The organism is Variovorax sp. LARHSF232 (assembly GCF_052871435.1).
This window is the reverse complement of the sequence record NZ_JBIXJS010000003.1, coordinates 72,536-94,432: the sequence shown is the minus strand read 5'-3', so window position 1 is coordinate 94,432 and position 21,897 is coordinate 72,536. Positions and strand designations below refer to the sequence as shown.

Genomic DNA, 21,897 nt, shown 5'->3' with positions numbered 1-21,897 from the left:
CATAACCCGGAGCCACGACCATGCCCCCTCTTCAAGGAACCCTTCTTGCCCGCCCGCACCGCCTGCTGGCCGCGCTGCTGTGCTTGCCGCTGCTGGCGAGCGGCTGCAGCGCCGCGCCGGCAACGGACAGCGCGCGCTGGCCGGCGCCCGCGCCCGAGCCGGTGAGCTGGCCGGCACCCGCGGTTCAGCCGCCGTTGCCGCAAAGCAGGCCGAACTTCCAGGCCCCGTCGGCCAGCCACTGCGCGCGCCCGGTGCAGACGGTGGAACTGCCTGGCCGCATGGACGCACAGTTCAATGAACGCGCCGGCGCAGGCGCGACCGGCAAGCGCCCCGTCCTGCGCGACGAGGCGCGCATCGAGGAATCGGTGCCGATGCCCGCCGCGCCGCCCGCCGGCCCGGCTTCCGATGCCGGCGCCGTCGCTGCCGCCGAAGCGCCCGCGCCCCGGATCGCCCCGCAACCGGCGCAGCGCCAGCGCCCGCAGCGCTCGCAGGCCGTGGTGACGGCAGGCATGGTCGACGACAACGCGGACTTCGCAAGCTACCTGCAGTTTCGCCAGCGCAATGCCGGCTTGGTCTATCGCGAGCGCGACGTCAGTGAGCGCTACCTGCTTCAGATTCGCAGCACTGCCGGCGAGGTCGTGCCGGATGCCGAAGTCGCATTGCGCGCAGCCAGCGGCGCCGCCATGTGGGCCCGCACCGACGCCGGCGGCCGCGTCTGGGTGCATCCGCGGGCCTTCGATCCCAGCGCAAGTTCGATCTACGAAGTGGCGGTGCGCAAGGACGGCCGGCAGGCCCGCGGCTACCTGCGCCGCGGCCAGAAGAGCGCGCTGGACCTGACGCTGGATGCCAGCCCGACGCCCGCGCGCGCGCGGCTGGACCTGGTGTTCCTGGTGGACGCCACCGGCTCCATGGGCGACGAGATCGGCAAGCTCAAGGCCACCCTGCACAGCATCGCCCGCGAGGTCGCCGCCCTGCCCAGCCGTCCTGACACCTGCTTCGGCCTGGTGGCCTATCGCGACCAGGGCGACGCCTTTCTGGTGCGCCGGCACGACCTCAGCAACGACCTGGCGGGCTTTCAGTCGGTACTGAACGCACTGCAGGCGGCCGGCGGCGGCGACTATCCGGAAGCCCTGAACGAGGCGCTGCACGACGCGGTGCATCGCATCAGCTGGCGCGGCAACGGCGCCACCCGGCTGGTGGTGCTGCTGGCCGACGCGCCCCCGCACCTGGACTACGGCGGCCCGCAGTACGACGAGGACATGCTGGCCGCGCTGGGCAAGGGCATCAAGGTCTTCAGCGTGGGCGCCAGCGGGCTGGACACGCAAGGGGAATACGTTCAGCGCCAGATCGCGCAGTACACCGGCGGGCGCTTCGTCTTCCTCACCTACCGCGATGGCGCCGATCCGGCCAGCGGGCCGGGGCGCGAGACGGTGCACGAGGTGAACAACTATTCGGTGGACACGCTGGACCGCCTGATCGTGCGGCTGGTCGGCGAAGAATTGGCCAAACTGCCACGGGCTGGATGACGGCCGCCAAGAACCGGTTATAATTTTGGGCTCGGCTCTTTAGCTCAGTTGGTTAGAGCGATGGAATCATAATCCACAGGTCCGCGGTTCGAGTCCGTGAAGAGCCACCAAAACAAGACGCCTTGCAGGTCAATGACTTGCAAGGCGTTTTTCATTTTTCCGGCCTTGCGCGCTCAGCGCGCGGGGCACGCCTTTTTTGCGATGGCCGCCAGCGGCGTGTTCGGAAGAAGGTCTTCCTCGGGATTTGCGCCGAGGGACAAGACAACCTGGCCCGTCCCCATGGGCCCGTCGCTGTAGTTCGAACCCATCGAGGCGTAGGTGGATTTCTCGCAGCGCAGCTCGATCCGGTCGCGGATGGACCGGATCTCCTTGTCCTTGATGGTCAATTGCGCGGTCGGCAGGTCGTACAAGGTCCAGAGGCGAACGCGTTGGCCGTCCTTTTGAACGTCTTCGTCATCCACATAGAGCGCCCACTTGCCGTCGTTGGCTTCAAGCGGGGCGACAACCTTCCATGCGGCATGCGCAGTGGTGGTGGCGATGCACGCGGCCAGCGCGAGCAGCGGGATCAGCGACTTCTTCTTCATCAATCCTCTTCCTTTCAGGGTCGAGTATCGCCGCGCTCAGCGCCGCCACGCGGCCGGCCTCCGTCGTCCTGCGCCAAGGCGCCGGCGTGGCCGGCCACTTCCTTCACCCAGGCCGGATCTTCGGCAAAGGCCAGCGCCGCTTCCAGCGTGCGCGAGGGCCGGTTGGTGTCGTGCACCATGAAGGCGATCGGCACCTCGATGCTCGGCTCCACCAGCGGCAACGCCTCGATGTCGAGCAAGCCGTGCACGTCGTCCACCAGCGCGCCGGGCATGATGCTGGAAACGCGGCCGGCGCGCACGCTCAGCGCCAGGGTGGAGATGGAATTGGTCTCGATCACCGGCTTGGGATGCACGCCGGCCTTCGCAAAGGCGCGGTCGATGATGGTGCGGTTGTGCATCTCGGCGCTCAGCAGGCACAGCGGCAATGCAGCCGCCTCGCGCCAGGTGATGGCGGGGCCAAAACGCGGCCCCTCTGCCGTGGCGCTTGCGCTTTTTTCGGACTTGCGCAGGAGAAAGTAATGCTCGATGTATTGCGGAATCACCCGCACCTGCGACTGGCTGTTGTCCATGCGCTCGGTGTAGCCCAGGCCCATGTCCAGCGACAAGCTCTCCAGGCCCGACTCCAACTCGATCGAGCTGAGCGAGCGCAAGGTCGGCGTGATGCCCGGATGGCGGTCCTGCAGCATGGCGACGAAGCGTGCCGCGATGGGCATCGCGGTGGGCACCGCACCGATCAGCAGGTTGCCGGTGGGCGCGTCCTTGCTGCTGCGCAGGTCCTGCTGCAGCAGCTCGTACTCGCGCAGGATTTTGCGGCCACTGGCGAGGATGCGTTCGCCCTCCACCGTGAAGCCGGCGAAGTTGCGCCCGCGCTTGACGATGGAGATGCCGAAGCTCGCCTCCAGCGCCCGGATGGCATTGGACAGCGCCGGCTGCGTGACGCTGCAGGCCAGGGCGGCCCGGCCGAAATGGCGGTGGTCGTCCAGGGCCACCAGGTACTTGAGCGAGACAAAGAGGTTCATGAGGCTGGATGCCGGGCGGCGGCAAGGGTGACGCCGGCGGCCTCGCATTTTGACCTCAAGCAAATGTGGCTCTGCCACTTTGCTTGATCCCCCGCGGGGGGCGGGCCGGCTGGTCCGGCCCTGGGGGCTCAGAGCCGCCTGGCGGCCGCGCACTTCAGCGATCCTTGGTCAGCAGGCGGCTCAGCACCGAGCGCGGCGCATTGGCCTCTTGCGCGCCCGAAGCCGCAGTCAATGCCTCAAGCCGCTGGGCATAGGCGGCGCGCTCGTGCCGAAGCCCATCCGCCAGGATTTGCGCGGTCTCGCGGTTGTATTGCCAGATGCCGCTCACCGCGAAGTGGGCGGGGTGCCGCGGATGCGGCTTGGGCGTGATGCGGATGCTGTCGGCGCCCACGCTCTGCAGCAATTGCTCGCGCACGCTGGCGAGCTTTGCCGAACCGCCCGGGACGCCTTCGATCAGGTCGATGTCAGCGCTCAGCACGATGCCGATGGCGCTGACCGAGGGATAGCGCTCCACGATGAAGCTGAGTATCTCCACCATGATCAGGCGCGCCAGGCGCCGGGTGCGCAGCACTTCCAGATCGGTGGTGATGAAGTCCTCGAGCCGCAACTCGCTGCCGTTGGCGCTGACGCTGACCTGATCCAGCCGGCCCAGATGCAGCTTGCCGTCGTACACGTCGATGGGGTCGCCCAGTACATAGGCGCCCCGCTTCGGGCCGGTGATGCGAAAACCTTTGAACGTCATGCGATGCCTGTCTTGTCGTACAAAAGTCTAACAACGAAGCACTGCACGCCCTTTGCACGAGGGGCGCGGCGCATCGGGCAAACCATGATGCGACCGCGTTGTGACACCCCATTGGCGCGCCGGACAATCCTTCGATATGCGCCCTGGCCAGATCATCGTACTTGCAACCCCGGTCTTCTTCCTTCTGATCGGACTTGAGTTCTTCGTGGGGCGCCTGCGCGCGCGGCGCGGCATCGGGCAGGACAGCTACCGGCTGGCCGACACGCTCAACAGCATCGGCCTGGGCATGCTGAGCCAGATCGGCGCGGTGCTCACGGGCCTGGTTCGCATCGGCATCTACGCCGCCTGCTGGTCCGCCTTCGCGCTCTTTCCGGCCGAGGAATTCTGGATGAGCTGGTACGGCTGGCTGCTGGCGCTGGTGTTCTACGACTTCTGCTACTACTGGCTGCACCGCATGGGCCACGAATGCGCCGGACTGTGGGCGGCGCACGTGGTGCACCACCAGAGCCAGCACTACAACCTGTCGACGGCGCTGCGCCAGACCTCGAGCGGCTTCCTGTTCGACTGGATCTTCTACCTGCCGATGGCGCTGGCAGGGGTGCCGCCACTGGTGTTCGGCGTGGTGGCCCTCATCGATCTGCTCTACCAGTTCTGGGTGCACACCGAGCAGGTGGGCAAGCTCGGCTGGTTCGACCGCTGGTTCTGCTCGCCCTCCAACCACCGGGTGCACCATGCGGTGAACGACCGCTACGTGGACCGCAACTACGGCGGCGTGCTGATCATCTGGGACCGCCTCTTCGGCAGCTTTCAGGAAGAGGACGAGCGCTGTGTCTACGGCACGCGCAAGCCGCTCGACAGCTGGGATCCGCTGTGGGCCAACCTGGCGGTCTACTGGTCGCTGGCGCGCGACTCGTGGCGCACGCGGTGCTGGAGCGACAAGCTGCGCGTCTGGCTCAAAGCTCCCGGTTGGCGGCCGGCCGACCTGGCGGCCGCTGACCCACAGCCTGCCTTCGACATCGCGAAGTTGCGGCGCTACGAACCCGAGGCTCCGCCTGCCGCGCAGCTTTTTGCCGGCCTTCAATTCCTGGTATTGCTGGGCGGCGCCACCGCCTACCTGTGGTTTGCCGACCTGCTGTCGCTGCCCACCTCTTTGGTCTGGCTGCTGGTGCTGAGCACGGGCTTGTGGACCACCGGCGCGGTGCTGCAGGGGCGCCTGACGATTGGCGAGGCGCTGTTCATCGATGCCGCGGCGCTGGCCACTGCTTCCGGCGCGCTGAGCCTAGCGCCACTGCATTTCGTCTGCAAACCGCTGGCCCTTCTGATCGGCATTGCGCTGGCCGCGCGGCGCTGGCGCACGCCGGCAGCGACGGGCCGCTTCGGCTTGCTGCTGCTTGCCGGCCTGGCCGCTTCACTGGCGGGCGACGTGTTCCTGATGTGGCCGCAATTCTTCGTGCCAGGCCTCGCCAGTTTTCTCGTCGCGCACCTCTTCTACATCGCCCTCTTCGTGCAGGGCGTCGACTTCTTCCCGCGCCGCACGGCGCTTGCGTGCACCTTGGGCATCGGCGTGGCCATGTACGGATTTCTCTGGTGGGGCGGGCTGCCGGCCGGCCTGCGGGTACCGGTGGCGCTTTACGTCCTCGTCATCGCCTGCATGGCGGCGCAGGCGCTGGGACGCGCCGCGGTGCTGGGCGACAGGTCTTCGCGCCTGGTCGCGCTGGGTGCCGGCTGCTTCATGCTGAGCGATGCGCTGCTCGCCACCAACCGCTTCGTCACGCCGCTGCCGCTGGCCTCGCTCTGGGTGCTGGCGACCTACTATCTGGCGCAGTGGCTCATCCTGCGCTACAGCGACAAGCCGGCCGTTGCCGACGCGCCCAGTGGCAGAGGCGTGGCGGCAGGTCAGGCGCCGAACAAGTCGCTGTTGTCGCGCTGAGGCGGCGCCACGCCCAGGTGGCGGTAGGCCGCCAGGGTGGCGATGCGCCCGCGCGGCGTGCGCTGCAGATAGCCCTGCTGGATCAGGTAGGGCTCGATCACGTCCTCGATGGTGCCCGACTCCTCGCCGATGCTGGCACCGATGTTGTCCAGCCCCACCGGGCCGCCGTCGAAGCGATGGATCACCGCCTCCAAGAGCTTGCGGTCCATCAGGTCGAAGCCCTGCGGGTCCACGTCGAGCATGGCCAGCGCCTTGTGCGCGATGTCTTCGGTGATGCGCCCGGCGCCCTTCACCTCGGCATAGTCGCGCACCCGGCGCAGCAGGCGGTTGGCGATGCGCGGCGTGCCGCGCGAACGGCGCGCGATCTCGAAGCCGCCGGCATCTTCGGTCGGCACGTTGAGCAGGCCGGCGCTGCGCTTGACGATGCGCGCCAGCTCTTCGGCCGTGTAGAACTCCAGCCGCGCCACGATGCCGAAGCGATCCCGCAAGGGGTTGGTGAGCATGCCGGCGCGGGTGGTAGCGCCCACCAGAGTGAAGGGCTGCAGGTCCAGCTTGATGCTGCGCGCCGCCGGACCTTCGCCGATCATGATGTCGATCTGGTAGTCCTCCAGCGCCGGGTAGAGAATTTCCTCGACCACTGGCGACAGCCGATGGATCTCGTCGATGAAGAGCACGTCGTTCTTCTCGAGGTTGGTCAAGAGCGCTGCCAGGTCCTTGGGCTTTTCCAGCACCGGGCCGCTGGTCTGGCGCAGGTTCACGCCCAGTTCGGCGGCGATGATGTGGCTCAGCGTGGTCTTTCCCAGGCCCGGCGGGCCGAACAGCAGCACATGGTCCAGCGCCTCCTGGCGCTTGCGCGCCGCACCGATGAAGATCTCGAGCTGCTCGCGCACCTTGGCCTGGCCCACGTACTCGTCGAGCAGCTTGGGGCGCAGCGCGCGCTCGATCGCCTCCTCGTTGGGCGACGCGGGTGCGGCGGACACCACGCGCGGCTGCGGTGCGGGGGCGAAATTGTCGGTCTGGATGCTCATGTCGATGCCTGTCTAGACGCTACTTTGCCAGGGCCTTGAGCGCCAGCTTGATGCCTTCGCCCACGGCAACGTCCTTGGGCAGGGCTTTCAGCGCGGCAGCGGCCTCGCGGTCGCTGTAGCCCAGGGCCACCAGGGCCTGCAGGATGTCGGCCTGCGAATCGGTGGCGGCGTGCACCGGCGCGCCGATGTCGGCGCCGATCTTGCCCTTGAGCTCCAGCAGCAGGCGCTCGGCGGTCTTCTTGCCGATGCCCGGAATCTTCACCAGCCGTCCAGCCTCCTGCAAGGTGATGGCCTGCGCCAGCTCGCCCACGCTCATGCCCGAGAGCAGGCCCAGGGCAGTGCGCGGCCCCACGCCGGAAATCTTGATGAGCTGGCGAAAGGCCGCCCGCTCCTCGGCCGTGCCGAAGCCGAACAGGACCTGCGCATCTTCGCGCACCACGAAGTGCGTCAGAAGCGACACGCGCTCGCCGGTGGCCGGCAGGTTGTAGAAGGTGCTCATCGGCACGTCGACCTCGTAGCCGACCCCGTTGCAGTCCACCACCACCTGCGGCGGGTTGCGTTCGGCAAGCAGGCCGGTCAGTTTGCCTATCATTGGCCCTCCCCCAGCCTCGCCCACTTCGTGTGGCTCGGGCACCCCCTCGAGGGGGCAACACCAGCGGCCCGGCATAGCCGGCTCCGCGGTGTTTCTGGCCTAGGTCCTCGATGATTGAACTGCTGCTGGTCTTGCATGGGGAGGCTGCAAATTAATGAGAATGGAAATCGCGTGATTCTGCGTCACACCTTCACCCCGCCCAACAACACCCGCCTGTCGCACCTGTGCGGGCCACTCGATGCCCACTTGCGGAGCATCGAAGAAGCGCTGGGGGTGAAGGTCGCGCACCGCCACGAGCAGTTCAAGGTCGACGGCCCCAAGCCCAAGGCCGAACGCGCCATGGAGGTGCTGCAGGCGCTCTATGAAATTGCCAAGCGTCCGCTCGACGCCGCCGTGGTGCAGCTGACGCTGGCCAGCGAAGGCTCGCTGCAAGAAGCCGAGGACGGCGCCCTCATCCTGGCCACCCGGCGCGCCGACCTGCGCGCCCGCACGCCCAACCAGAGCGTTTACCTCGAGAACATCGCCAACCACGACATCACCTTCGGCATCGGCCCGGCCGGTACCGGCAAGACCTACCTGGCAGTGGCCTGCGCGGTCGATGCCCTGGAGCGCAGCGCGGTGCAGCGCATCGTGCTGACGCGCCCGGCGGTGGAGGCCGGCGAGCGCCTGGGCTTCCTGCCGGGCGACCTGACGCAGAAGGTCGACCCCTACCTGCGCCCGCTGTACGACGCGCTCTATGACCTGATGGGCTTCGACCGTGTCGTCAAGGCCTTCGAGCGCAACACGCTGGAGATCGCGCCCTTGGCCTTCATGCGCGGACGAACGCTGAACAACGCCTTTGTGATCCTGGACGAAGCGCAGAACACCACGCCCGAACAGATGAAGATGTTCCTCACCCGCATCGGCTTCGGCGCCAAGGCGGTGGTGACCGGCGACATCAGCCAGATCGACCTGCCCAAGGCGCAGTTGAGCGGCCTGATCGACGCCGAGCGCGTGCTCAAGCGCGTCAACGGCATTGCCATCACCCACTTCAACAGCGGCGACGTGGTGCGCCATCCGCTGGTGGCGCGGATCGTCGATGCCTACGACGGCGCCCGCAAGCGTGAAGCGGCGCGTGCCGCCGCCGACTGAAGGCTGCCGATGGCGCTTTGCACTCTTTCCCTGTCGCTGCAGTTCGGCCGCTTCGACCAACTGGCGCGGCACCGCGCCGCCCTGCCGCGCCACAGCGTCACGCGCTGGATCCGCCATTCGTTGGAGCGCGACGCCGAGATCACCGTGCGCATCGTCGACGCCGAGGAAGGCCAGCGGCTGAACCGCGAGTTCCGCGGCAAGGACTACGCCACCAACGTGCTGACCTTCGACTACGTGCAGGAGCCGATGGTGATGGCCGACCTGGTGCTGTGCGCGCCGGTGGTGGCGCGCGAGGCAAAGGAGCAGCGCAAGACGCTGGCGGCGCACTATGCGCACCTGCTGGTGCACGGCACCTTGCATGCCCAGGGTTGGGATCACGAGACGAGCGAAGAGGACGCCCAGGAGATGGAGGCGCGCGAGATCGCCATCCTGGCCGGGCTGGGCATCCGCAACCCCTACTGAATCTGCATGGGGATGGTGACCGGTCCGTCGTTCACCAAGTGCACCTGCATGTCGGCGGCAAAGACGCCGGTGGCCACCACGGGGTACGCGGCCCTGGCCTTTGCGACGAAGTAGTCGTACAGGCGCCGTCCTTCGTCCGGGGCCGCGGCGCCGGTGAAGCTGGGCCGGTTGCCGGCACCGAGGTCGGCGGCCAGCGTGAACTGGCTGACGATCAGGAGGCCGCCGCCGGTGTCCTGCACGCTGCGGTTCATCTTGCCGGCCTCGTCCGGGAAGATGCGCAGCTTCAAGAGCTTGGCCAGCAGCCGATCGGCCTGCAGCTCGCCGTCGCCGCGCTCGGCGCACAGCAGCACCAGCAGGCCCGCCTCGATCGCGCCGACCACCTCGCCTTCGATTTCCACGCGCGCCTGGCGCACGCGCTGCACCAGCGCCCTCATGACGCGTGCGGCTCCATCAGGACGGCGCGCGCTTCCATGCCGAGGGGCAGCAGCTGGATCGTCACGCGCAGGCCCGGCACCGCATCCATCAGCGCCTGCTCCACGCCATCGCGCAGGCCGGCGGCACGCTGCAGGGTCCATTCGCCGGGCACATGCATGTGCAGGTCGGCAAAGCGGCGCTGGCCGGCGCGGCGCGTCGCGATGTCGTCGAAGCGCAGGCGATCGCCGTCGGGCGCCTGGGCCTTGAAGCGGTCCAGCGCGGCCTGCAGCGCCGCCAGCGATGCCGGATCGAGCGCCTGGTCCATCAGGCCTTGCGAAGAGCGCCACACCAGCTTGAAGCCTTCGCGCAGGATGTTGAGACCGACCGCGATGGCGATCAGCGGGTCGAGCCACAACCAGCCGCTGAGTGCCACCGCCCCCACGCCCGCGAGCACGCCGATCGAGGTCCACACGTCCGTCATCAGATGCCGCGCGTCGGCCTCGAGCGCGATGGAGCGATGCGTGTGCGCAGCCTTGAAGAGCAGCCAGGCCAGCGCGCCGTTGAAGACCGAGCTGAGGACCGACAGGACGGCACCCCAGCCCAGTTGCTCCAGCGGCTCCGGCCGCAGCAGGCGCAGCACCGCGAACCAGATGATGGCGGCGGCCGCGCCAATGATCAGGATGCCTTCGAAGCCCGATGAAAAGTACTCGGCCTTGTGGTGTCCGTAGGGATGCCCCTCATCGGCCGGACGTGATGCGACCGTGACCATGGCCAGCGCGAAACCAGCACTGGCCAGGTTCACGAAAGATTCCATGGCATCCGAGATCAAACCCATGGAATTCGTCACATAGCCCGCGAAACTCTTTAAGACGATGGTTACCAAAGCAACGGCGATCGACAGCCGAAGCAGAGCCCTCGGCGTCAAGGGAACGAGTCTGCCGGTTGACTTGAGATCGAGAGGCACGGTGTGATGGCGCGGGTATGAATGCCCGGTAATTATCACGGCCGGCCTGCCAAGTGATTGACGTAACATTCGCCCACCGGAGGAAGAGAATGCTTAAGGAGTACACAAAAAAGTGACAAAGAAAAGCTTGAGCGTTTTCGCAATTGCACTGCTGGTGGGGACCGGCGCCATTGCACAAAGCACCGCCACGATCACGCCGCCAACCCGTGCCAGCACTGCCGCCTTCGAAGGCCATGCAGGCTTCATCAAGTCGGTGGAAGGCAAGGTCAACGTGGTCAACGCCGCAGGCGTCACGCGCCCCGTCAAGGCCGGCGACCCCGTGGCGCCGGCGGACCGAGTCGAGACCGACAAGGACAGCGGCGCCAGCGTGGTGCTGCGCGACGGCACGATGATCGTGGTGGGGCCCTCGTCGCGGCTGGACCTGAAGGCGTTCCGCTTCGATTCCACCACGCAGGACGGCGGCGTCTTCATCGCCTTGCTGCGCGGCTCCATGCGCATGATCACTGGCCTCATCGGCAAGAAGAATCCCGATGCGATTCGTGTCGACACGCAGACCGCAACCATCGGCATTCGCGGCACCGACTTCATCGTCAAGGCGGACGACAAAGTGTGACCGGTCGCCGATCACTCCTTGCTGGCCTGGTCATCGCGGCTGCCGTGCTGGCGGGCTGCGCATCGCCCGGTACCCGCGTCGTCCTGCTGCCGCAGGAAGATGGCTCGGACTCGGCCGTGGTCGTGCGGGCGAAGGGCGGCGGCGAACAGCTGGTGTCGCAGCCCTACCAGCGCGCCACCGCGCTGGTCGGCAGCACCGAAGCACCCACCCTGGACCAGGCCGATCCGGTCAAGCTGCGAGAAGAGAACAAGCGGCTGTTCGAGCTGGTGCCGCCCAAGCCGCAGCGCTTCGACTTGTACTTCGTCGAAGGCGGCACGGAACTGACGCCCGAGTCGCAGCAGGCCCTGGATGGCGTGGTTGCGGCAGCGCTGGCACGCAGCGGCGCCGACATCACCGTCACCGGGCACACCGACAGCCTGGGCGCGTTGCAGCAGAACGATGAACTGGCACTGCGCCGCGCAGAAGAAATCAAGCAGCTGCTGGTGCAGCGCGGCTTCCCGGTGGAGCGCATCGAAGCCGTCGGCCGCGGCGAACGCGAACTGGCGGTGCCAACTGCCGATGACGTGAGCGAGCCGCGCAACCGGCGCGTGGTGATCGTGGTGCGCTGAAAGAAGTCAGGCGCCGAGGGTCACGCGGGCGAACTTGCGCTTGCCCACCTGCACGACATAGGTGCCGGCCGGCAGCTTGAGACCCTTGTCGCTGATCACGACCTGGTCGACCCGCACGCCGCCGCCGTCGATCAGGCGGTTGCCCTCGGAGGTGGAAGACGCCAGCCCGGCCTGCTTGAGCAACTGGGCAATGCCCAGCGGCGCGCCCGACAGGCTGACGGCCGCGATCTCGTCCGGCACGCCACCCTTGCTGCGGTTGATGAAATCCTGCTCGGCAGCTTCGGCCGCCGCGGCGCCGTGAAAGCGGCTGGTGATTTCCTTGGCCAGCGCCACCTTGGCGTCCTTGGGATTGCGCCCGGCCTCCACCTCCGCCTTGAGCGCGGCAATCTCTTCGATCGACTTGAAGCTCAAGAGCGTGTACCAGCGCCACATCAGCGTGTCGGAGATCGACAGCACCTTGGCGAACATGGCGTTCGGCGCCTCGCTGATGCCGATGTAGTTGTTCTTGCTCTTGGACATCTTCTCGACGCCATCGAGCCCTTCCAGGAGCGGCATGGTCAGGATGCACTGCGGCTCCTGCCCGTATTCCTGCTGCAGGTGCCGGCCCATGAGCAGGTTGAACTTCTGGTCGGTGCCGCCCAGCTCCAGGTCGGACTTGAGGGCCACCGAGTCGTAACCCTGCATCAGTGGGTACAGGAACTCATGCACCGAAATCGACTGTCCGGCCTTGAAGCGCTTGTGAAAGTCGTCGCGTTCCATCATGCGCGCCACCGTGTACTTGGCGGCCAGCTGGATCATTCCGCGGGCGCCCAACGGGTCACTCCACTCGGAGTTGTAACGAATCTCGGTCTTGGCCGGGTCCAGCACCAGGCTGGCCTGCCGGTAGTAGGTCTCGGCGTTGGCCGCGATCTGCTCCTTGGTCAGCGGCGGACGGGTGGTATTTCGCCCGGACGGATCTCCGATCATGGAGGTGAAGTCTCCGATCAGGAAAATCACCGTGTGGCCCAGGTCCTGCAGCTGACGCATTTTGTTAAGAACCACGGTATGACCGACATGAATGTCAGGCGCCGTCGGATCCAGCCCCAGTTTGATGCGCAGCGGGGTGCCGGTGGATTCGGAGCGCTGCAGCTTGCGCAGCCACTCATCCTGGGGCAGGAGCTCGTCCACGCCGCGCAGGGAAATCTGCAGCGCGCGCGCTACCGCGTCGGAAACGGTTGGCTTTGGTTGGGAATCGGCCTTCATTTGACTGTTACGTAAAGTACTGGCCGTTTTCACTATGGCCAAAGCTATACTCGCCCGTTAATCTTGGAGCGCTGGATTCTAAGCGGCGCCCCTCGTCCCTGAGCGCTACCGCGCCGGCAGCCTGCAGGCCGGGCCGCAAACTTGCTTGCGGACTCGCCGATAAAACAGTTTTCTGGATTCTTCAAGTTGATCAACGGTATTCTCGCCGCCGAAGAGTTGCTCGCCTCTCGTGTGGCCAGCGCCGTGCGAACCTACCCGCGGCAGATCACGGCAGCCATTGCCGCCCTGCTGCTGTGCGCCGGTGGCGGCGCGTTCGCCGTCGCTTCACTCCCCGATGCATCCGACCTGCCGGTCAAGCAGGTACTCGAGCTGGTGGCGCCCCACCCCATCGAGGCCCAGACCGAGGCACTGGACGCCTTCAGCTTCACCTTGTTCCGCAGCGAGCAGACGCGCGCCAGCGATACCACCGAAGCACTCCTGCGCCGGCTGGGCATTGCCGACGACGATGCCGCCGCCTTCGTGCGCTCGAATGCCCAGGCACGTGCCGCCCTGCTCAGCCGCCCCGGCCGCACCATCACCGCCGAAGCCACGCAAGACAGCCGCCTGGAGCGCCTGAGCGCCCGCTTCATTCCCGACGGCGAAGGCGGCCTGCAGCGCGTGACGGTGGAACGTATCGGCCCCGCCTTCACCGTTCGGGCCGAATCGGAAAGCTTGACCACCTCTTCGCGCCTGGCCAGCGGCGTGGTGCGCAGCTCTTTCTTCGCCGCCACCGATGCGGCGAACATCCCGGATGCCGTGGCCAGCCAGCTTGCGGACGTCTTCTCGGGCGACGTCGATTTCCGCGCCCTGCAAAGGGGCGACCGCTTCGCGGTGGTCTACGAGACCTTCGATTCCGAAGGCCAGACCTTGCGCACCGGCCGCGTGCTGGCTGCCGAGTTCGAGTCGGGCGGCAAGACGCATCAGGCCATGTGGTTCCAGGAACCCGGGCAAAAAGGCGGCTACTACCGGCCCAACGGCGAGAGCCTGCGCCGCGCTTTCCTCGCCTCGCCGGTCCAGTACTCGCGCATCTCCAGCGGCTTTGCGATGCGCATGCATCCCATCGCGCACGACTGGCGCCAGCACAAGGGCATCGACTTCGCCGCCGCCTCCGGCACCGCGGTGCGCAGCGTCGGTGACGGCGTGGTCGATTTCGCCGGCCGGCAGTCCGGCTACGGCAACATCGTCATCATCAATCACCGCAACAACCAGAGCACGGCCTACGCGCACCTGAGCCGCGTCGACGTTCGGGAGGGCCAGAGCGTCAACCAGGGCCAGTTCATCGGCGCCGTCGGTTCCACCGGCTGGGCCACCGGACCGCACCTGCATTTCGAGTTTCGCGTGAACGGTGAATTCCGCGATCCATCCACCCTCGCCCAGCAGCAAGGCGGCCAGCCGATCAGCGCCGCGGCGCGCACCGCATTCAACCGCGTGGCGCTTTCCGTTCGCAGCGAGCTGTCGGCCGCCTCGACGGTGCTGCAGGCCAGCGCCAACTGAGAAGGCGCACGGCGCGCGCCCCTTCGCATGAAGAAGCGCGCGTCGCTCCACCATGGCTGAGCTCTACGTTGGCCTGATGTCCGGCACCTCGCTCGACGGGGCCGATGCAGTACTGGCCGACTTTTCCAACGCCGGCATTGCCGTGCTGGGCCACGCAAGCTGCCCTTTCCCGGCGGCGCTGCGGGCCGAACTGCTGGCGCTCAACACACCCGGCGGCACCGACGAACTGCACCGCGCCGCCTTGTCGGCCAATGCGCTGGCGCGTGTCTATGCCGGGCTGACGGCCGATCTGCTGGCCGCCGCCGGCGTGGCCCCGGGTTCGGTGGTGGCCATCGGGGCCCACGGCCAGACGGTTCGGCATCGCCCGCTCGAATTCGACGAAGTCGGCTACACCTTGCAGCTCAACAACCCGGCCCTGCTGGCCGAGCTGAGCGGCATTGATGTGGTTGCTGACTTCCGCACGCGCGACCTGGCGGCTGGCGGCCAAGGCGCACCGCTGGTGCCGGCCTTCCACCAGGCGCTGTTCTCTCGTCCTGAAATGGCAGTCGGGGTGCTGAATATCGGCGGCATTTCCAACCTGAGCCTGCTGCCGGCCGGCACGGACCCCGACGGCACCGTGCTCGGCTTCGACTGCGGTCCTGGCAATGCCCTGCTCGACCACTGGTGCCAAAGCCATCTGGGCCATCCCTACGACGCCGGCGGCCAATGGGCCGCCAGCGGACACGTGCTGGCCGACCTTCTGGGCAGCCTGCTGGCCGAGCCCTTCTTCGCACGAAACCCGCCCAAAAGCACCGGGCGCGACCTGTTCAACCCGGCCTGGCTGGCGTCGCATCTGCTGGGCCTGCAGGCCCAGCCGGCAGACGTGCAGGCCACTCTGGCCGAGCTGACCGCCAGCGTTTGCGCCGCCGGCGTCCAGCGCCATGGCAACAGCATCGGTCAATTGGTGGTGTGCGGCGGCGGTGCCCTGAACACGCACCTGATGGAACGCCTTGCCGCCCACCTGCCCGGCGTGCAGGTCTTGTCTTCCGCCCAGCGCGGGCTGCCCCCGCTGGAGGTGGAGGCGGCCGCCTTTGCCTGGCTGGCCCACGCGGCGGTCAAGCGCCAGCCAGGCAACCTCCCCAGCGTGACCGGCGCCCGCGGCCAGCGCACCTTGGGCGCGATCTACCCCGCGCAATGAACGGCGAAGCCGCAAAAAGGAAAAGCCGCCCGAGGGCGGCTTTTTTGGGTCTGTTGATGCTCAGGCCGAGAAGCTCGAGCCGCAGCCGCAGGTGCTGGTGGCGTTCGGATTCTTGATCACGAACTGGGCACCCTGCAGATCTTCCTTGTAGTCGATCTCGGCGCCCACCAGGTACTGGTAGCTCATGGCGTCGATCAGCAGCGACACACCATTCTTGGTCATGGTGGTGTCGTCTTCGTTGGTGACTTCATCGAAGGTGAAGCCGTACTGGAAGCCCGAGCAGCCCCCGCCCTGCACGAACACGCGCAGCTTGAGGTCTGGGTTGCCTTCTTCGGCGATCAGGTCGGCCACCTTGGCGGCCGCGCTGTCGGTGAAGAGGATCGGCTCGGGCATCTGGGTCTGGACGTTTTCGGCGACGGCGCTCATTGAAGAGAACTCCTATGGAAGGAGGCCGCACTATTGGAAAGGCGACCAATGGGTGAATGCTACTGCAAACAACAAAAAACCGCCCGAAGGCGGTCTTTTGCTGGCAACCCAAGAGGCTTAACGCTTCGAGAACTGCTTGCGGCGACGTGCGGAATGCAGACCGACCTTCTTACGCTCGACCTCGCGGGCGTCGCGGGTGACGAAACCAGCCTGGCTCAGCACCGGCTTGAGGTTCGCGTCGTAGTCGATCAGCGCGCGGGTGATGCCGTGACGGGTCGCACCGGCCTGGCCGGATTCGCCGCCGCCGTGGACGTTCACCTGGATGTCGAAAGCTTCAACATTGCCCGTGAGGTACAGCGGCTGCTTGGCAATCATGATCGAGGTCTGGCGGCCGAAGAATTCTTCGATGGCCTTGCCGTTGACCGTGATCTTGCCGGTGCCTTTTTTCAGAAACACGCGGGCGACGCTGGATTTGCGACGGCCGGTGCCATTGTTCCATTCACCAATCATTCTCAAGGCTCCTTACAGTTCCAGCACTTTGGGCTGTTGGGCGGCGTGCGGGTGCTCTGCACCACCGTACACCTTGAGTTTCTTGATCATGGCGTAACCCAGCGGGCCCTTGGGCAGCATGCCCTTGACGGCCTTTTCCAGGGCGCGGCCCGGATGCTTGGATTGCATGTCGCGGAAGGACGTCGCCGTGATACCGCCCGGGTAGCCCGAGTGACGGTAGTACACCTTGTCCAGGGACTTGGCGCCGGTGACGCGCAACTGCGCGGCGTTGATGATGACGATGAAATCGCCGGTATCGACGTGAGGCGTGTAAATGGCCTTGTGTTTGCCGCGCAAACGGAGAGCAACTTCGCTGGCTACTCGTCCGAGGACCTTGTCGGTCGCGTCAATCACAAACCACTCGTGCTTCACGTCAGCGGGTTTTGCGCTGAACGTAGACATGAGATTTCCTTGAAAGGAGGTGGTTTGGCGGGCCCTTTTCCACGGTCGGTGTTCCTCTGTTGGGAACCTCTTAGGTGGGATTTGCTTGAAGCCGAGCACCTCTCGGAGCACTTCAAGCGGCTTCGCCGCGGGACCACAAAAGCGCTGCGAAGCCCTCCATTATAGCCAGCACGCCTACTTTTGGCTAATCCTCGGCCGAAGCGCCCAGGAGGCCCCACAATCGCCCCCATGTTCAGCTACCGCCACGCCTTCCATGCCGGGAATCACGCCGATGTGCTCAAGCACACGGTGCTGATCGCCACACTGGACTACCTGCTCGAAAAAGAGACCGCCCTGACGGTGGTCGACACCCACGCCGGCGCCGGCCTGTACCGGCTGGACGGCGACTACGCCGGCGCCAGCGGCGAAGCCACGCAAGGCATCATGCGCCTCCTGGCCAGCAAGGGCTCGCCTGGCGCCCCGGAAGTGATGGCGCCGGTCCTGCAGCGCTACATCGACACGGTGGTGGGCGACTTCAACCCCGGCAAGACCAGCGCCCGCATCTATCCCGGCTCGCCCTTCATCACGCACCATCTGCTGCGCGACCACGACAAGCTCAAGCTGTTCGAGCTGCATCCCACCGATTGGCGCACCCTGGCCGCCAACATTGAGCAACTGGAAGCTGGCCGCCAGATCGCAGTGTTGCGCGAGGACGGCTTCGGCAGTGCCACCAAGTTCCTGCCGCCGCCTTCGCGCCGCGCGCTGGTGCTGTGTGACCCGAGCTACGAGATGAAGACCGACTACGGCCGCGTGCTCGATTTCATCGCCGAGGCGCTCAAGCGCTTTGCCACCGGCACCTACGCGGTCTGGTACCCGATCATTCCGCGGCCCGAGGCGCACGATCTGCCGCGCCGCCTCAAGACGATGGCCACCAAGGCGGGCAAGCCCTGGCTGAACGCCAGCCTGACGGTGAAGTCGAGCAAGATCCTGACGACACCTACCGGCGAATCACGCCGGCCCGGCCTGCCGGCCAGCGGCATGTTCCTGGTCAATCCGCCCTTCACCTTGAAGGCCCAGCTGGCCGAGGCGCTGCCGCAGCTGGTGGCCATCCTCGGGCAGGACCGCAACGCGGCCTTCGCGCTCGACGCCGGCGGCTGAATTCAGCGCCGCTGCCGCGGCTTCACCGGCGTCTTCTTGCGGCCCGACTCGGATTTCGAATTGCCATTACCACCCGGCGCCACGGTGCTGGGCGGCGGCGGCCCCACTGTTTCGCCGGCGCAGCGCATGCCGTCCTGGTCGATGATCAACAAGGCCACCTGCTTGATGCCCAGGCCGATCATGTCCAGCTCCTCGGCCGCGGCACGGCTGAGGTCGATGATGCGGCCGCTGGCGTAGGGCCCGCGATCGTTGATGCGCACCAGCACTTCCTTGCCGTTGACCAGGCTGCGCACGCACACCCGGGAATTGAAAGGCAGGGTCCTGTGCGCGGCCGTCATGGCACCCATGTCGAAGCGCTCGCCGTTGGCGGTCTTCTTCTGGTGAAACTGGATGCCATACCAGGAAGCGCCGCCGCGCTGGAACACCTCGCGGCTGGCCTGGTCGCCGGGCACGCCATCGTCCGGCTCGTCGGGGCTCGTCAACTCGTAGTTGATCGAAGGCACGCGCGAGCGGGGCGCGCCGGAAGGCACGCCCGGCTGTCGCGACAAGGGCCGCAACTCGTCCCCCGCGCCTTGCGGACCCGGGAGGCCGCAGGCGCTCAGCAGCAGCGCCGTGGCCAGTGGCGCTGCGGCCAGGCGGACGCAGCGCCCTAAAAAACTCATGCCTGCGGCTTCCAACCGAGTCGCTGCAGCACGCCCAAAGTGGCGACCGCCTGGTTCATGGTGTAGAAGTGCAGCGCCGGCGCGCCGGCGGCAACGAGGTGTTCGCACAGCTGCGCCACCACGTCGAGGCCAAAGGCCTTGATCGACTCGATGTCGTCGCCAAAGCTCTGCAGCCGCAACCGCACCCAGCGCGGGATCTCGGCGCCACAGGCATCGGAGAAGCGCATCAGCTGGGTCGAACTGGTGATCGGCATGATGCCGGGCACGATCGGCACGTCCAGGCCCAGCGCCCGCACCTCATCGACAAAGCGAAAGTAGGCGTCGGGGCTGAAGAAGTACTGCGTGATGGCCGAATCGGCGCCAGCACGCACCTTGGTCGCAAAGGCCTGCAGGTCATCCTTGGGCGAACGCGCCTGCGGATGCACCTCGGGGTAGCAGGCCACCTCGATGTGAAAAGCGCGCCCGGTCTCTTCGCGGATGAAGCGCACCAGGTCGCTGGCGTAGAGAAATTCGCCACCCGCGCCGTAGCCGCTGGGCAGGTCGCCGCGCAGTGCCACCAGGCGCTTCACGCCCATGGCCTGCAGTTCGCCCAGTTGCTCGCGCACGGTGGCGCGCGTGGCGCCGATGCAGGAGAAATGGCAGGCTGCGTCCGAGCCTTCCGCCAGGATCTCGCGCACCGCGCCAAAGGTGCCGTCGTGCGTGGAGCCGCCCGCGCCGTAGGTGACGGAGCAAAACTCCGGCTTCATGGCATACAGCTGCTGGCGCACCGCGCGCAGCTTGACCGAGCCTTCGGGCGTCTTGGTCGGAAAGAACTCAAAGCTCAAGGGAAGAGCCACGGGGGTCTCCTGAAAATCTCGCTGCCGCTAGCGGACAGCATGAACGAAAAACTCACGATTGCCATCGCCGCCGACGATGGCACTGTCGTGCCAGCCGGCCACCGCGAGGCCCAGTGCATCGAAAGCCTCGCGCACGCGGTGCTCGACCTGCGCGTACAGCGCCGCGTCGCGCACGATGCCGCCCTTGCCGATCTGGCCCGGCTGCAGTTCAAACTGCGGCTTGACCAGCATCAGCAATTCGCCGGCCGGCGCCAGCAGCGGCACCAGGGCCGGCAGCACCAGCGTGAGCGAGATGAAGGACAAGTCGCCCACGATCAGATCGAAGGGCTCGCTGCTATCGCCAGCCGCCACCAGATCCTGTGCGCCCAGCGCGCGGGCATTGATCTTCTCCATCGCCAACACGCGCGCATCGCCGGCGAGGCGTGCGTTCAGCTGGCCATGGCCCACATCCACGCCCACCACCCGTGCCGCGCCGTGCTGCAACAGGCAATCGGTGAAGCCGCCGGTCGACTGGCCGACATCCAGGCAACGTTTGCCCTTGGCGTTCACGCCGCTGGCGCGCAAAGCGCCTTCCAGCTTGAGGCCGCCGCGCGAGACGTAGCGCACCTCGGCCGTGTCGACCAGTTCGAGCTGCGCCATTTCGGGCAGGTCCTCGCCGTTCTTGGCCACCTCGCGCCATGCGGCATCGCCAGGCAGTCGCCAACGCAGCCCGCCCGCGATCAGGCGCGCCGCCTGGGAGCGGGATGCGGCCAGCCCGCGTTCGACGAGCAACTGGTCTGCGCGCACGTTGAAGACGTGCCGGCCGATCAGTAGCGGTAGCTGTCCGGCTTGTACGGGCCGTTCTTGTCCACGCCGATGTAGGCCGCCTGCGCGTCCGTCAGCACCGTCAGCTGGGCGCCCAGCTTGGACAGCTGCAGGCGCGCGACCTTTTCGTCGAGGTGCTTGGGCAGCACATAGACCTTGCCGGCCTGGTAGGCGTCGGGACGCGTGAACAGCTCGATCTGCGCGATGGTCTGGTTGGCAAAGGACGAGCTCATCACGTAGCTCGGGTGGCCCGTGCCGCAGCCCAGGTTCACCAGGCGGCCCTTGGCCAAGAGGATGATGCGCTTGCCGTTGGGGAAGATCACGTGGTCGACCTGCGGCTTGATCTCGTCCCACTCGTACTTCTCGAGCGAGGCGACCTCGATCTCGTTGTCGAAGTGGCCGATGTTGCAGACGATCGCCTGGTCCTTCATGGCGGCCATGTGGTCGTGCGTGATGACGTCCTTGTTGCCGGTGGTGGTCACGAAGATGTCGGCCTTGTCGGCGGCATATTCCATGGTGACCACGCGGTAGCCTTCCATCGCGGCCTGCAGCGCGTTGATCGGGTCGATCTCGGTCACCCACACCTGGGCCGACAGGGCGCGCAGCGCCTGCGCCGAGCCCTTGCCCACGTCGCCATAGCCGGCCACGCAGGCCACCTTGCCGGCGATCATCACGTCGGTGGCGCGCTTGATGCCGTCCACCAGCGACTCGCGGCAACCGTACAGGTTGTCGAACTTGCTCTTGGTCACCGAGTCGTTCACGTTGATGGCACGGAACAGCAAGGTGCCCTTGGCCGACATCTCGTTCAGGCGGTGCACGCCGGTGGTGGTCTCTTCGGTCACGCCGATGATCTCGGCCGACTTGCGGGTGTACCAGGTGCCGTCGACGGCCAGCTTGGCCTTGATGGCGGCGTAGAGGATGCGCTCTTCTTCGCTGGTCGGATTGGCCAGCACGCTCTGGTCCTTCTCGGCCTTCTGGCCCAGGTGCATCAAGAGCGTGGCGTCGCCGCCGTCGTCCAGGATCATGTTCGGGCCTTCGCCCTTCGAGCCCTTGGGGCCGAAGTCGAAGATCGAGTGCGTGTAGTTCCAGTAGTCCTCCAGCGTCTCGCCCTTGATGGCGAACACTGGCGTGCCGGCAGCGGCGATGGCGGCAGCGGCGTGGTCCTGCGTCGAGAAGATGTTGCACGAGGCCCAGCGCACCGTGGCGCCCAGGGCCTGCAAGGTCTCGATCAGCACCGCGGTCTGGATCGTCATGTGCAGCGAGCCGGTGATGCGCGCGCCCTTGAGCGGCTGGGTCTTCGCGAACTCGTCGCGAATGGCCATCAGGCCAGGCATTTCGGTTTCGGCGATCTTGATTTCCTTGCGGCCCCAGGCGGCAAGGGACAGGTCGGCGATCGCCTGGTCGACGGTGGAAACAGGGGTGGGTTGGGCTTTGAGAATTGCGCTCATGACGGGCTCCAAAACAAGTTTGAACGAGTCCGCTGCGTCGATCGGGGGGAATCAGATAACTCACCGCG

General features: G+C 66.7%; 24 protein-coding genes and 1 tRNA gene. 10 read left to right on the top strand and 15 right to left on the bottom strand.

Annotation, left to right across the window (positions count from 1 at the left end):
* Positions 1-20 precede the first annotated feature (20 nt).
* Both ACIPRI_RS09325 and ACIPRI_RS09320 read left to right on the top strand, forming a co-directional pair.
* Positions 21-1,526, top strand: coding sequence for a VWA domain-containing protein (locus ACIPRI_RS09325; RefSeq protein ID WP_446621153.1), 1,506 nt, complete (start codon positions 21-23; stop codon positions 1,524-1,526).
* A gap of 33 nt (positions 1,527-1,559) precedes the next feature.
* A tRNA-Met gene (locus ACIPRI_RS09320) sits at positions 1,560-1,636 on the top strand.
* Positions 1,637-1,699: 63 nt separating this feature from the next.
* On the opposite strand, the gene ACIPRI_RS09315 is transcribed toward ACIPRI_RS09320, so the two are convergent.
* The 3 genes from ACIPRI_RS09315 to ACIPRI_RS09305 all read right to left on the bottom strand — a co-directional run bounded on the left by ACIPRI_RS09315 (position 1,700) and on the right by ACIPRI_RS09305 (position 3,871).
* Positions 1,700-2,110: a surface-adhesin E family protein gene (locus ACIPRI_RS09315; RefSeq protein WP_446621152.1), complete on the bottom strand. Its 411-nt coding sequence runs from the start codon at positions 2,108-2,110 to the stop codon at positions 1,700-1,702.
* Between the two features lie 14 nt (positions 2,111-2,124).
* A complete protein-coding gene (locus ACIPRI_RS09310) occupies positions 2,125-3,129 on the bottom strand; it encodes a LysR substrate-binding domain-containing protein (protein ID WP_446621151.1) in 1,005 nt (334 codons plus the stop codon).
* Positions 3,130-3,283: 154 nt separating this feature from the next.
* Positions 3,284-3,871, bottom strand: coding sequence for a hypothetical protein (locus ACIPRI_RS09305; protein ID WP_446621150.1), 588 nt, complete (start codon positions 3,869-3,871; stop codon positions 3,284-3,286).
* Positions 3,872-4,007: 136 nt separating this feature from the next.
* Between ACIPRI_RS09305 and ACIPRI_RS09300 the strand changes: the two genes are divergently transcribed.
* Positions 4,008-5,801, top strand: a complete 1,794-nt coding sequence (locus tag ACIPRI_RS09300) for a lysoplasmalogenase family protein (RefSeq protein WP_446621149.1) — start codon at positions 4,008-4,010, stop codon at positions 5,799-5,801.
* Here the strand turns inward: ACIPRI_RS09300 and ruvB are convergent.
* Together ruvB and ruvA are read right to left on the bottom strand one after the other, a co-directional pair.
* A complete protein-coding gene (gene ruvB, locus ACIPRI_RS09295; protein WP_446621148.1) occupies positions 5,768-6,829 on the bottom strand; it encodes a Holliday junction branch migration DNA helicase RuvB in 1,062 nt (353 codons plus the stop codon). The two genes, ACIPRI_RS09300 and ruvB, sit on opposite strands and share 34 nt — an antisense overlap.
* Positions 6,830-6,848: 19 nt before the next feature.
* The gene (gene ruvA / locus ACIPRI_RS09290) at positions 6,849-7,421 is read right to left on the bottom strand and encodes a Holliday junction branch migration protein RuvA (RefSeq protein WP_446621147.1); all 573 of its coding nucleotides are present in this window, start codon (positions 7,419-7,421) and stop codon (positions 6,849-6,851) included.
* 171 nt (positions 7,422-7,592) lie between these two features.
* Here ruvA and ACIPRI_RS09285 point away from each other — a divergent pair, with 171 nt between their 5' ends.
* Both ACIPRI_RS09285 and ybeY read left to right on the top strand, forming a co-directional pair.
* A complete protein-coding gene (locus tag ACIPRI_RS09285; RefSeq protein ID WP_446621146.1) occupies positions 7,593-8,552 on the top strand; it encodes a PhoH family protein in 960 nt (319 codons plus the stop codon).
* Positions 8,553-8,561: 9 nt separating this feature from the next.
* Positions 8,562-9,014, top strand: a complete 453-nt coding sequence (gene ybeY / locus ACIPRI_RS09280) for an rRNA maturation RNase YbeY (protein WP_446621145.1) — start codon at positions 8,562-8,564, stop codon at positions 9,012-9,014.
* Here the strand turns inward: ybeY and dtd are convergent.
* Both dtd and ACIPRI_RS09270 read right to left on the bottom strand, forming a co-directional pair.
* Entirely contained in the window at positions 9,008-9,448 is a 441-nt protein-coding gene (dtd, locus tag ACIPRI_RS09275; protein ID WP_446621144.1) for a D-aminoacyl-tRNA deacylase, read from the bottom strand. The genes ybeY and dtd overlap by 7 nt on opposite strands.
* On the bottom strand, positions 9,445-10,392 hold the full coding sequence (locus ACIPRI_RS09270; protein ID WP_446621143.1) for a cation diffusion facilitator family transporter: 948 nt from the start codon (positions 10,390-10,392) through the stop codon (positions 9,445-9,447). The genes dtd and ACIPRI_RS09270 overlap by 4 nt, the downstream gene beginning before the upstream one ends.
* A 127-nt stretch (positions 10,393-10,519) precedes the next feature.
* On the opposite strand from ACIPRI_RS09270, the gene ACIPRI_RS09265 reads away from it, so the two are divergent.
* Together ACIPRI_RS09265 and ACIPRI_RS09260 are read left to right on the top strand one after the other, a co-directional pair.
* Positions 10,520-11,005 (top strand): FecR family protein, encoded by a 486-nt coding sequence (locus tag ACIPRI_RS09265; RefSeq protein WP_446621142.1) that lies wholly within the window; start codon positions 10,520-10,522, stop codon positions 11,003-11,005.
* Entirely contained in the window at positions 11,002-11,613 is a 612-nt protein-coding gene (locus ACIPRI_RS09260) for an OmpA family protein (RefSeq protein ID WP_446621141.1), read from the top strand. The genes ACIPRI_RS09265 and ACIPRI_RS09260 overlap by 4 nt, the downstream gene beginning before the upstream one ends.
* Before the next feature lie 6 nt (positions 11,614-11,619).
* Here ACIPRI_RS09260 and tyrS read toward each other — a convergent pair whose 3' ends face one another.
* The gene (tyrS, locus tag ACIPRI_RS09255) at positions 11,620-12,855 is read right to left on the bottom strand and encodes a tyrosine--tRNA ligase (RefSeq protein WP_446621140.1); all 1,236 of its coding nucleotides are present in this window, start codon (positions 12,853-12,855) and stop codon (positions 11,620-11,622) included.
* A gap of 186 nt (positions 12,856-13,041) precedes the next feature.
* On the opposite strand from tyrS, the gene ACIPRI_RS09250 reads away from it, so the two are divergent.
* A complete protein-coding gene (locus tag ACIPRI_RS09250; RefSeq protein WP_446621139.1) occupies positions 13,042-14,388 on the top strand; it encodes a peptidoglycan DD-metalloendopeptidase family protein in 1,347 nt (448 codons plus the stop codon).
* Between the two features lie 52 nt (positions 14,389-14,440).
* Positions 14,441-15,565: an anhydro-N-acetylmuramic acid kinase gene (locus tag ACIPRI_RS09245; protein ID WP_446621138.1), complete on the top strand. Its 1,125-nt coding sequence runs from the start codon at positions 14,441-14,443 to the stop codon at positions 15,563-15,565.
* A gap of 60 nt (positions 15,566-15,625) precedes the next feature.
* Here the strand turns inward: ACIPRI_RS09245 and erpA are convergent, their stop codons facing one another.
* From erpA to rplM, 3 genes are all read right to left on the bottom strand, one after another.
* Complete coding sequence (gene erpA, locus ACIPRI_RS09240; RefSeq protein ID WP_446621137.1) at positions 15,626-15,991, bottom strand: iron-sulfur cluster insertion protein ErpA; 366 nt, start codon at positions 15,989-15,991, stop codon at positions 15,626-15,628.
* Positions 15,992-16,108: 117 nt separating this feature from the next.
* On the bottom strand, positions 16,109-16,501 hold the full coding sequence (gene rpsI, locus ACIPRI_RS09235; RefSeq protein WP_446621136.1) for a 30S ribosomal protein S9: 393 nt from the start codon (positions 16,499-16,501) through the stop codon (positions 16,109-16,111).
* Between the two features lie 12 nt (positions 16,502-16,513).
* Complete coding sequence (gene rplM / locus ACIPRI_RS09230) at positions 16,514-16,942, bottom strand: 50S ribosomal protein L13 (RefSeq protein ID WP_446621135.1); 429 nt, start codon at positions 16,940-16,942, stop codon at positions 16,514-16,516.
* 228 nt (positions 16,943-17,170) lie between these two features.
* On the opposite strand from rplM, the gene ACIPRI_RS09225 reads away from it, so the two are divergent.
* Positions 17,171-18,079, top strand: coding sequence for a 23S rRNA (adenine(2030)-N(6))-methyltransferase RlmJ (locus tag ACIPRI_RS09225; protein ID WP_446621134.1), 909 nt, complete (start codon positions 17,171-17,173; stop codon positions 18,077-18,079).
* A 2-nt stretch (positions 18,080-18,081) separates the two neighbouring features.
* Here ACIPRI_RS09225 and ACIPRI_RS09220 read toward each other — a convergent pair whose 3' ends face one another.
* From ACIPRI_RS09220 to ahcY, 4 genes are read right to left on the bottom strand one after another with little or no spacing between them, the layout of a single operon-like run.
* Entirely contained in the window at positions 18,082-18,741 is a 660-nt protein-coding gene (locus tag ACIPRI_RS09220; RefSeq protein ID WP_446621133.1) for a septal ring lytic transglycosylase RlpA family protein, read from the bottom strand.
* Positions 18,738-19,577 carry a methylenetetrahydrofolate reductase [NAD(P)H] gene (gene metF / locus ACIPRI_RS09215; protein WP_446621132.1) on the bottom strand — a complete coding sequence of 280 codons (840 nt, stop codon included), beginning with the start codon at positions 19,575-19,577 and terminating at the stop codon, positions 18,738-18,740. The genes ACIPRI_RS09220 and metF overlap by 4 nt, the downstream gene beginning before the upstream one ends.
* A 27-nt stretch (positions 19,578-19,604) precedes the next feature.
* Positions 19,605-20,363 carry a TlyA family RNA methyltransferase gene (locus tag ACIPRI_RS09210; protein WP_446621131.1) on the bottom strand — a complete coding sequence of 253 codons (759 nt, stop codon included), beginning with the start codon at positions 20,361-20,363 and terminating at the stop codon, positions 19,605-19,607.
* 20 nt (positions 20,364-20,383) lie between these two features.
* Positions 20,384-21,829: an adenosylhomocysteinase gene (gene ahcY, locus ACIPRI_RS09205; protein WP_446621130.1), complete on the bottom strand. Its 1,446-nt coding sequence runs from the start codon at positions 21,827-21,829 to the stop codon at positions 20,384-20,386.
* Between the last annotated feature and the right edge of the window lie 68 nt (positions 21,830-21,897).

Excerpts from the sequence above, each read along its gene's own strand:
- ACIPRI_RS09225 (WP_446621134.1), top strand. The coding sequence starts at position 17,171 with ATGTTCAGCTACCGCCACGCCTTCCATGCCGGGAATCACGCCGATGTG.
- ACIPRI_RS09310 (WP_446621151.1), bottom strand. The coding sequence starts at position 3,129 with ATGAACCTCTTTGTCTCGCTCAAGTACCTGGTGGCCCTGGACGACCAC.
- ACIPRI_RS09315 (WP_446621152.1), bottom strand. The coding sequence starts at position 2,110 with ATGAAGAAGAAGTCGCTGATCCCGCTGCTCGCGCTGGCCGCGTGCATC.
- ahcY (WP_446621130.1), bottom strand. The coding sequence starts at position 21,829 with ATGAGCGCAATTCTCAAAGCCCAACCCACCCCTGTTTCCACCGTCGAC.
- ybeY (WP_446621145.1), top strand. The coding sequence starts at position 8,562 with ATGGCGCTTTGCACTCTTTCCCTGTCGCTGCAGTTCGGCCGCTTCGAC.
- rplM (WP_446621135.1), bottom strand. The coding sequence starts at position 16,942 with ATGTCTACGTTCAGCGCAAAACCCGCTGACGTGAAGCACGAGTGGTTT.
- tyrS (WP_446621140.1), bottom strand. The coding sequence starts at position 12,855 with ATGAAGGCCGATTCCCAACCAAAGCCAACCGTTTCCGACGCGGTAGCG.
- ruvA (WP_446621147.1), bottom strand. The coding sequence starts at position 7,421 with ATGATAGGCAAACTGACCGGCCTGCTTGCCGAACGCAACCCGCCGCAG.
- erpA (WP_446621137.1), bottom strand. The coding sequence starts at position 15,991 with ATGAGCGCCGTCGCCGAAAACGTCCAGACCCAGATGCCCGAGCCGATC.
- ACIPRI_RS09300 (WP_446621149.1), top strand. The coding sequence starts at position 4,008 with ATGCGCCCTGGCCAGATCATCGTACTTGCAACCCCGGTCTTCTTCCTT.
- ACIPRI_RS09220 (WP_446621133.1), bottom strand. The coding sequence starts at position 18,741 with ATGAGTTTTTTAGGGCGCTGCGTCCGCCTGGCCGCAGCGCCACTGGCC.
- ACIPRI_RS09325 (WP_446621153.1), top strand. The coding sequence starts at position 21 with ATGCCCCCTCTTCAAGGAACCCTTCTTGCCCGCCCGCACCGCCTGCTG.
- rpsI (WP_446621136.1), bottom strand. The coding sequence starts at position 16,501 with ATGATTGGTGAATGGAACAATGGCACCGGCCGTCGCAAATCCAGCGTC.
- ACIPRI_RS09245 (WP_446621138.1), top strand. The coding sequence starts at position 14,441 with ATGGCTGAGCTCTACGTTGGCCTGATGTCCGGCACCTCGCTCGACGGG.
- ruvB (WP_446621148.1), bottom strand. The coding sequence starts at position 6,829 with ATGAGCATCCAGACCGACAATTTCGCCCCCGCACCGCAGCCGCGCGTG.
- dtd (WP_446621144.1), bottom strand. The coding sequence starts at position 9,448 with ATGAGGGCGCTGGTGCAGCGCGTGCGCCAGGCGCGCGTGGAAATCGAA.
- ACIPRI_RS09305 (WP_446621150.1), bottom strand. The coding sequence starts at position 3,871 with ATGACGTTCAAAGGTTTTCGCATCACCGGCCCGAAGCGGGGCGCCTAT.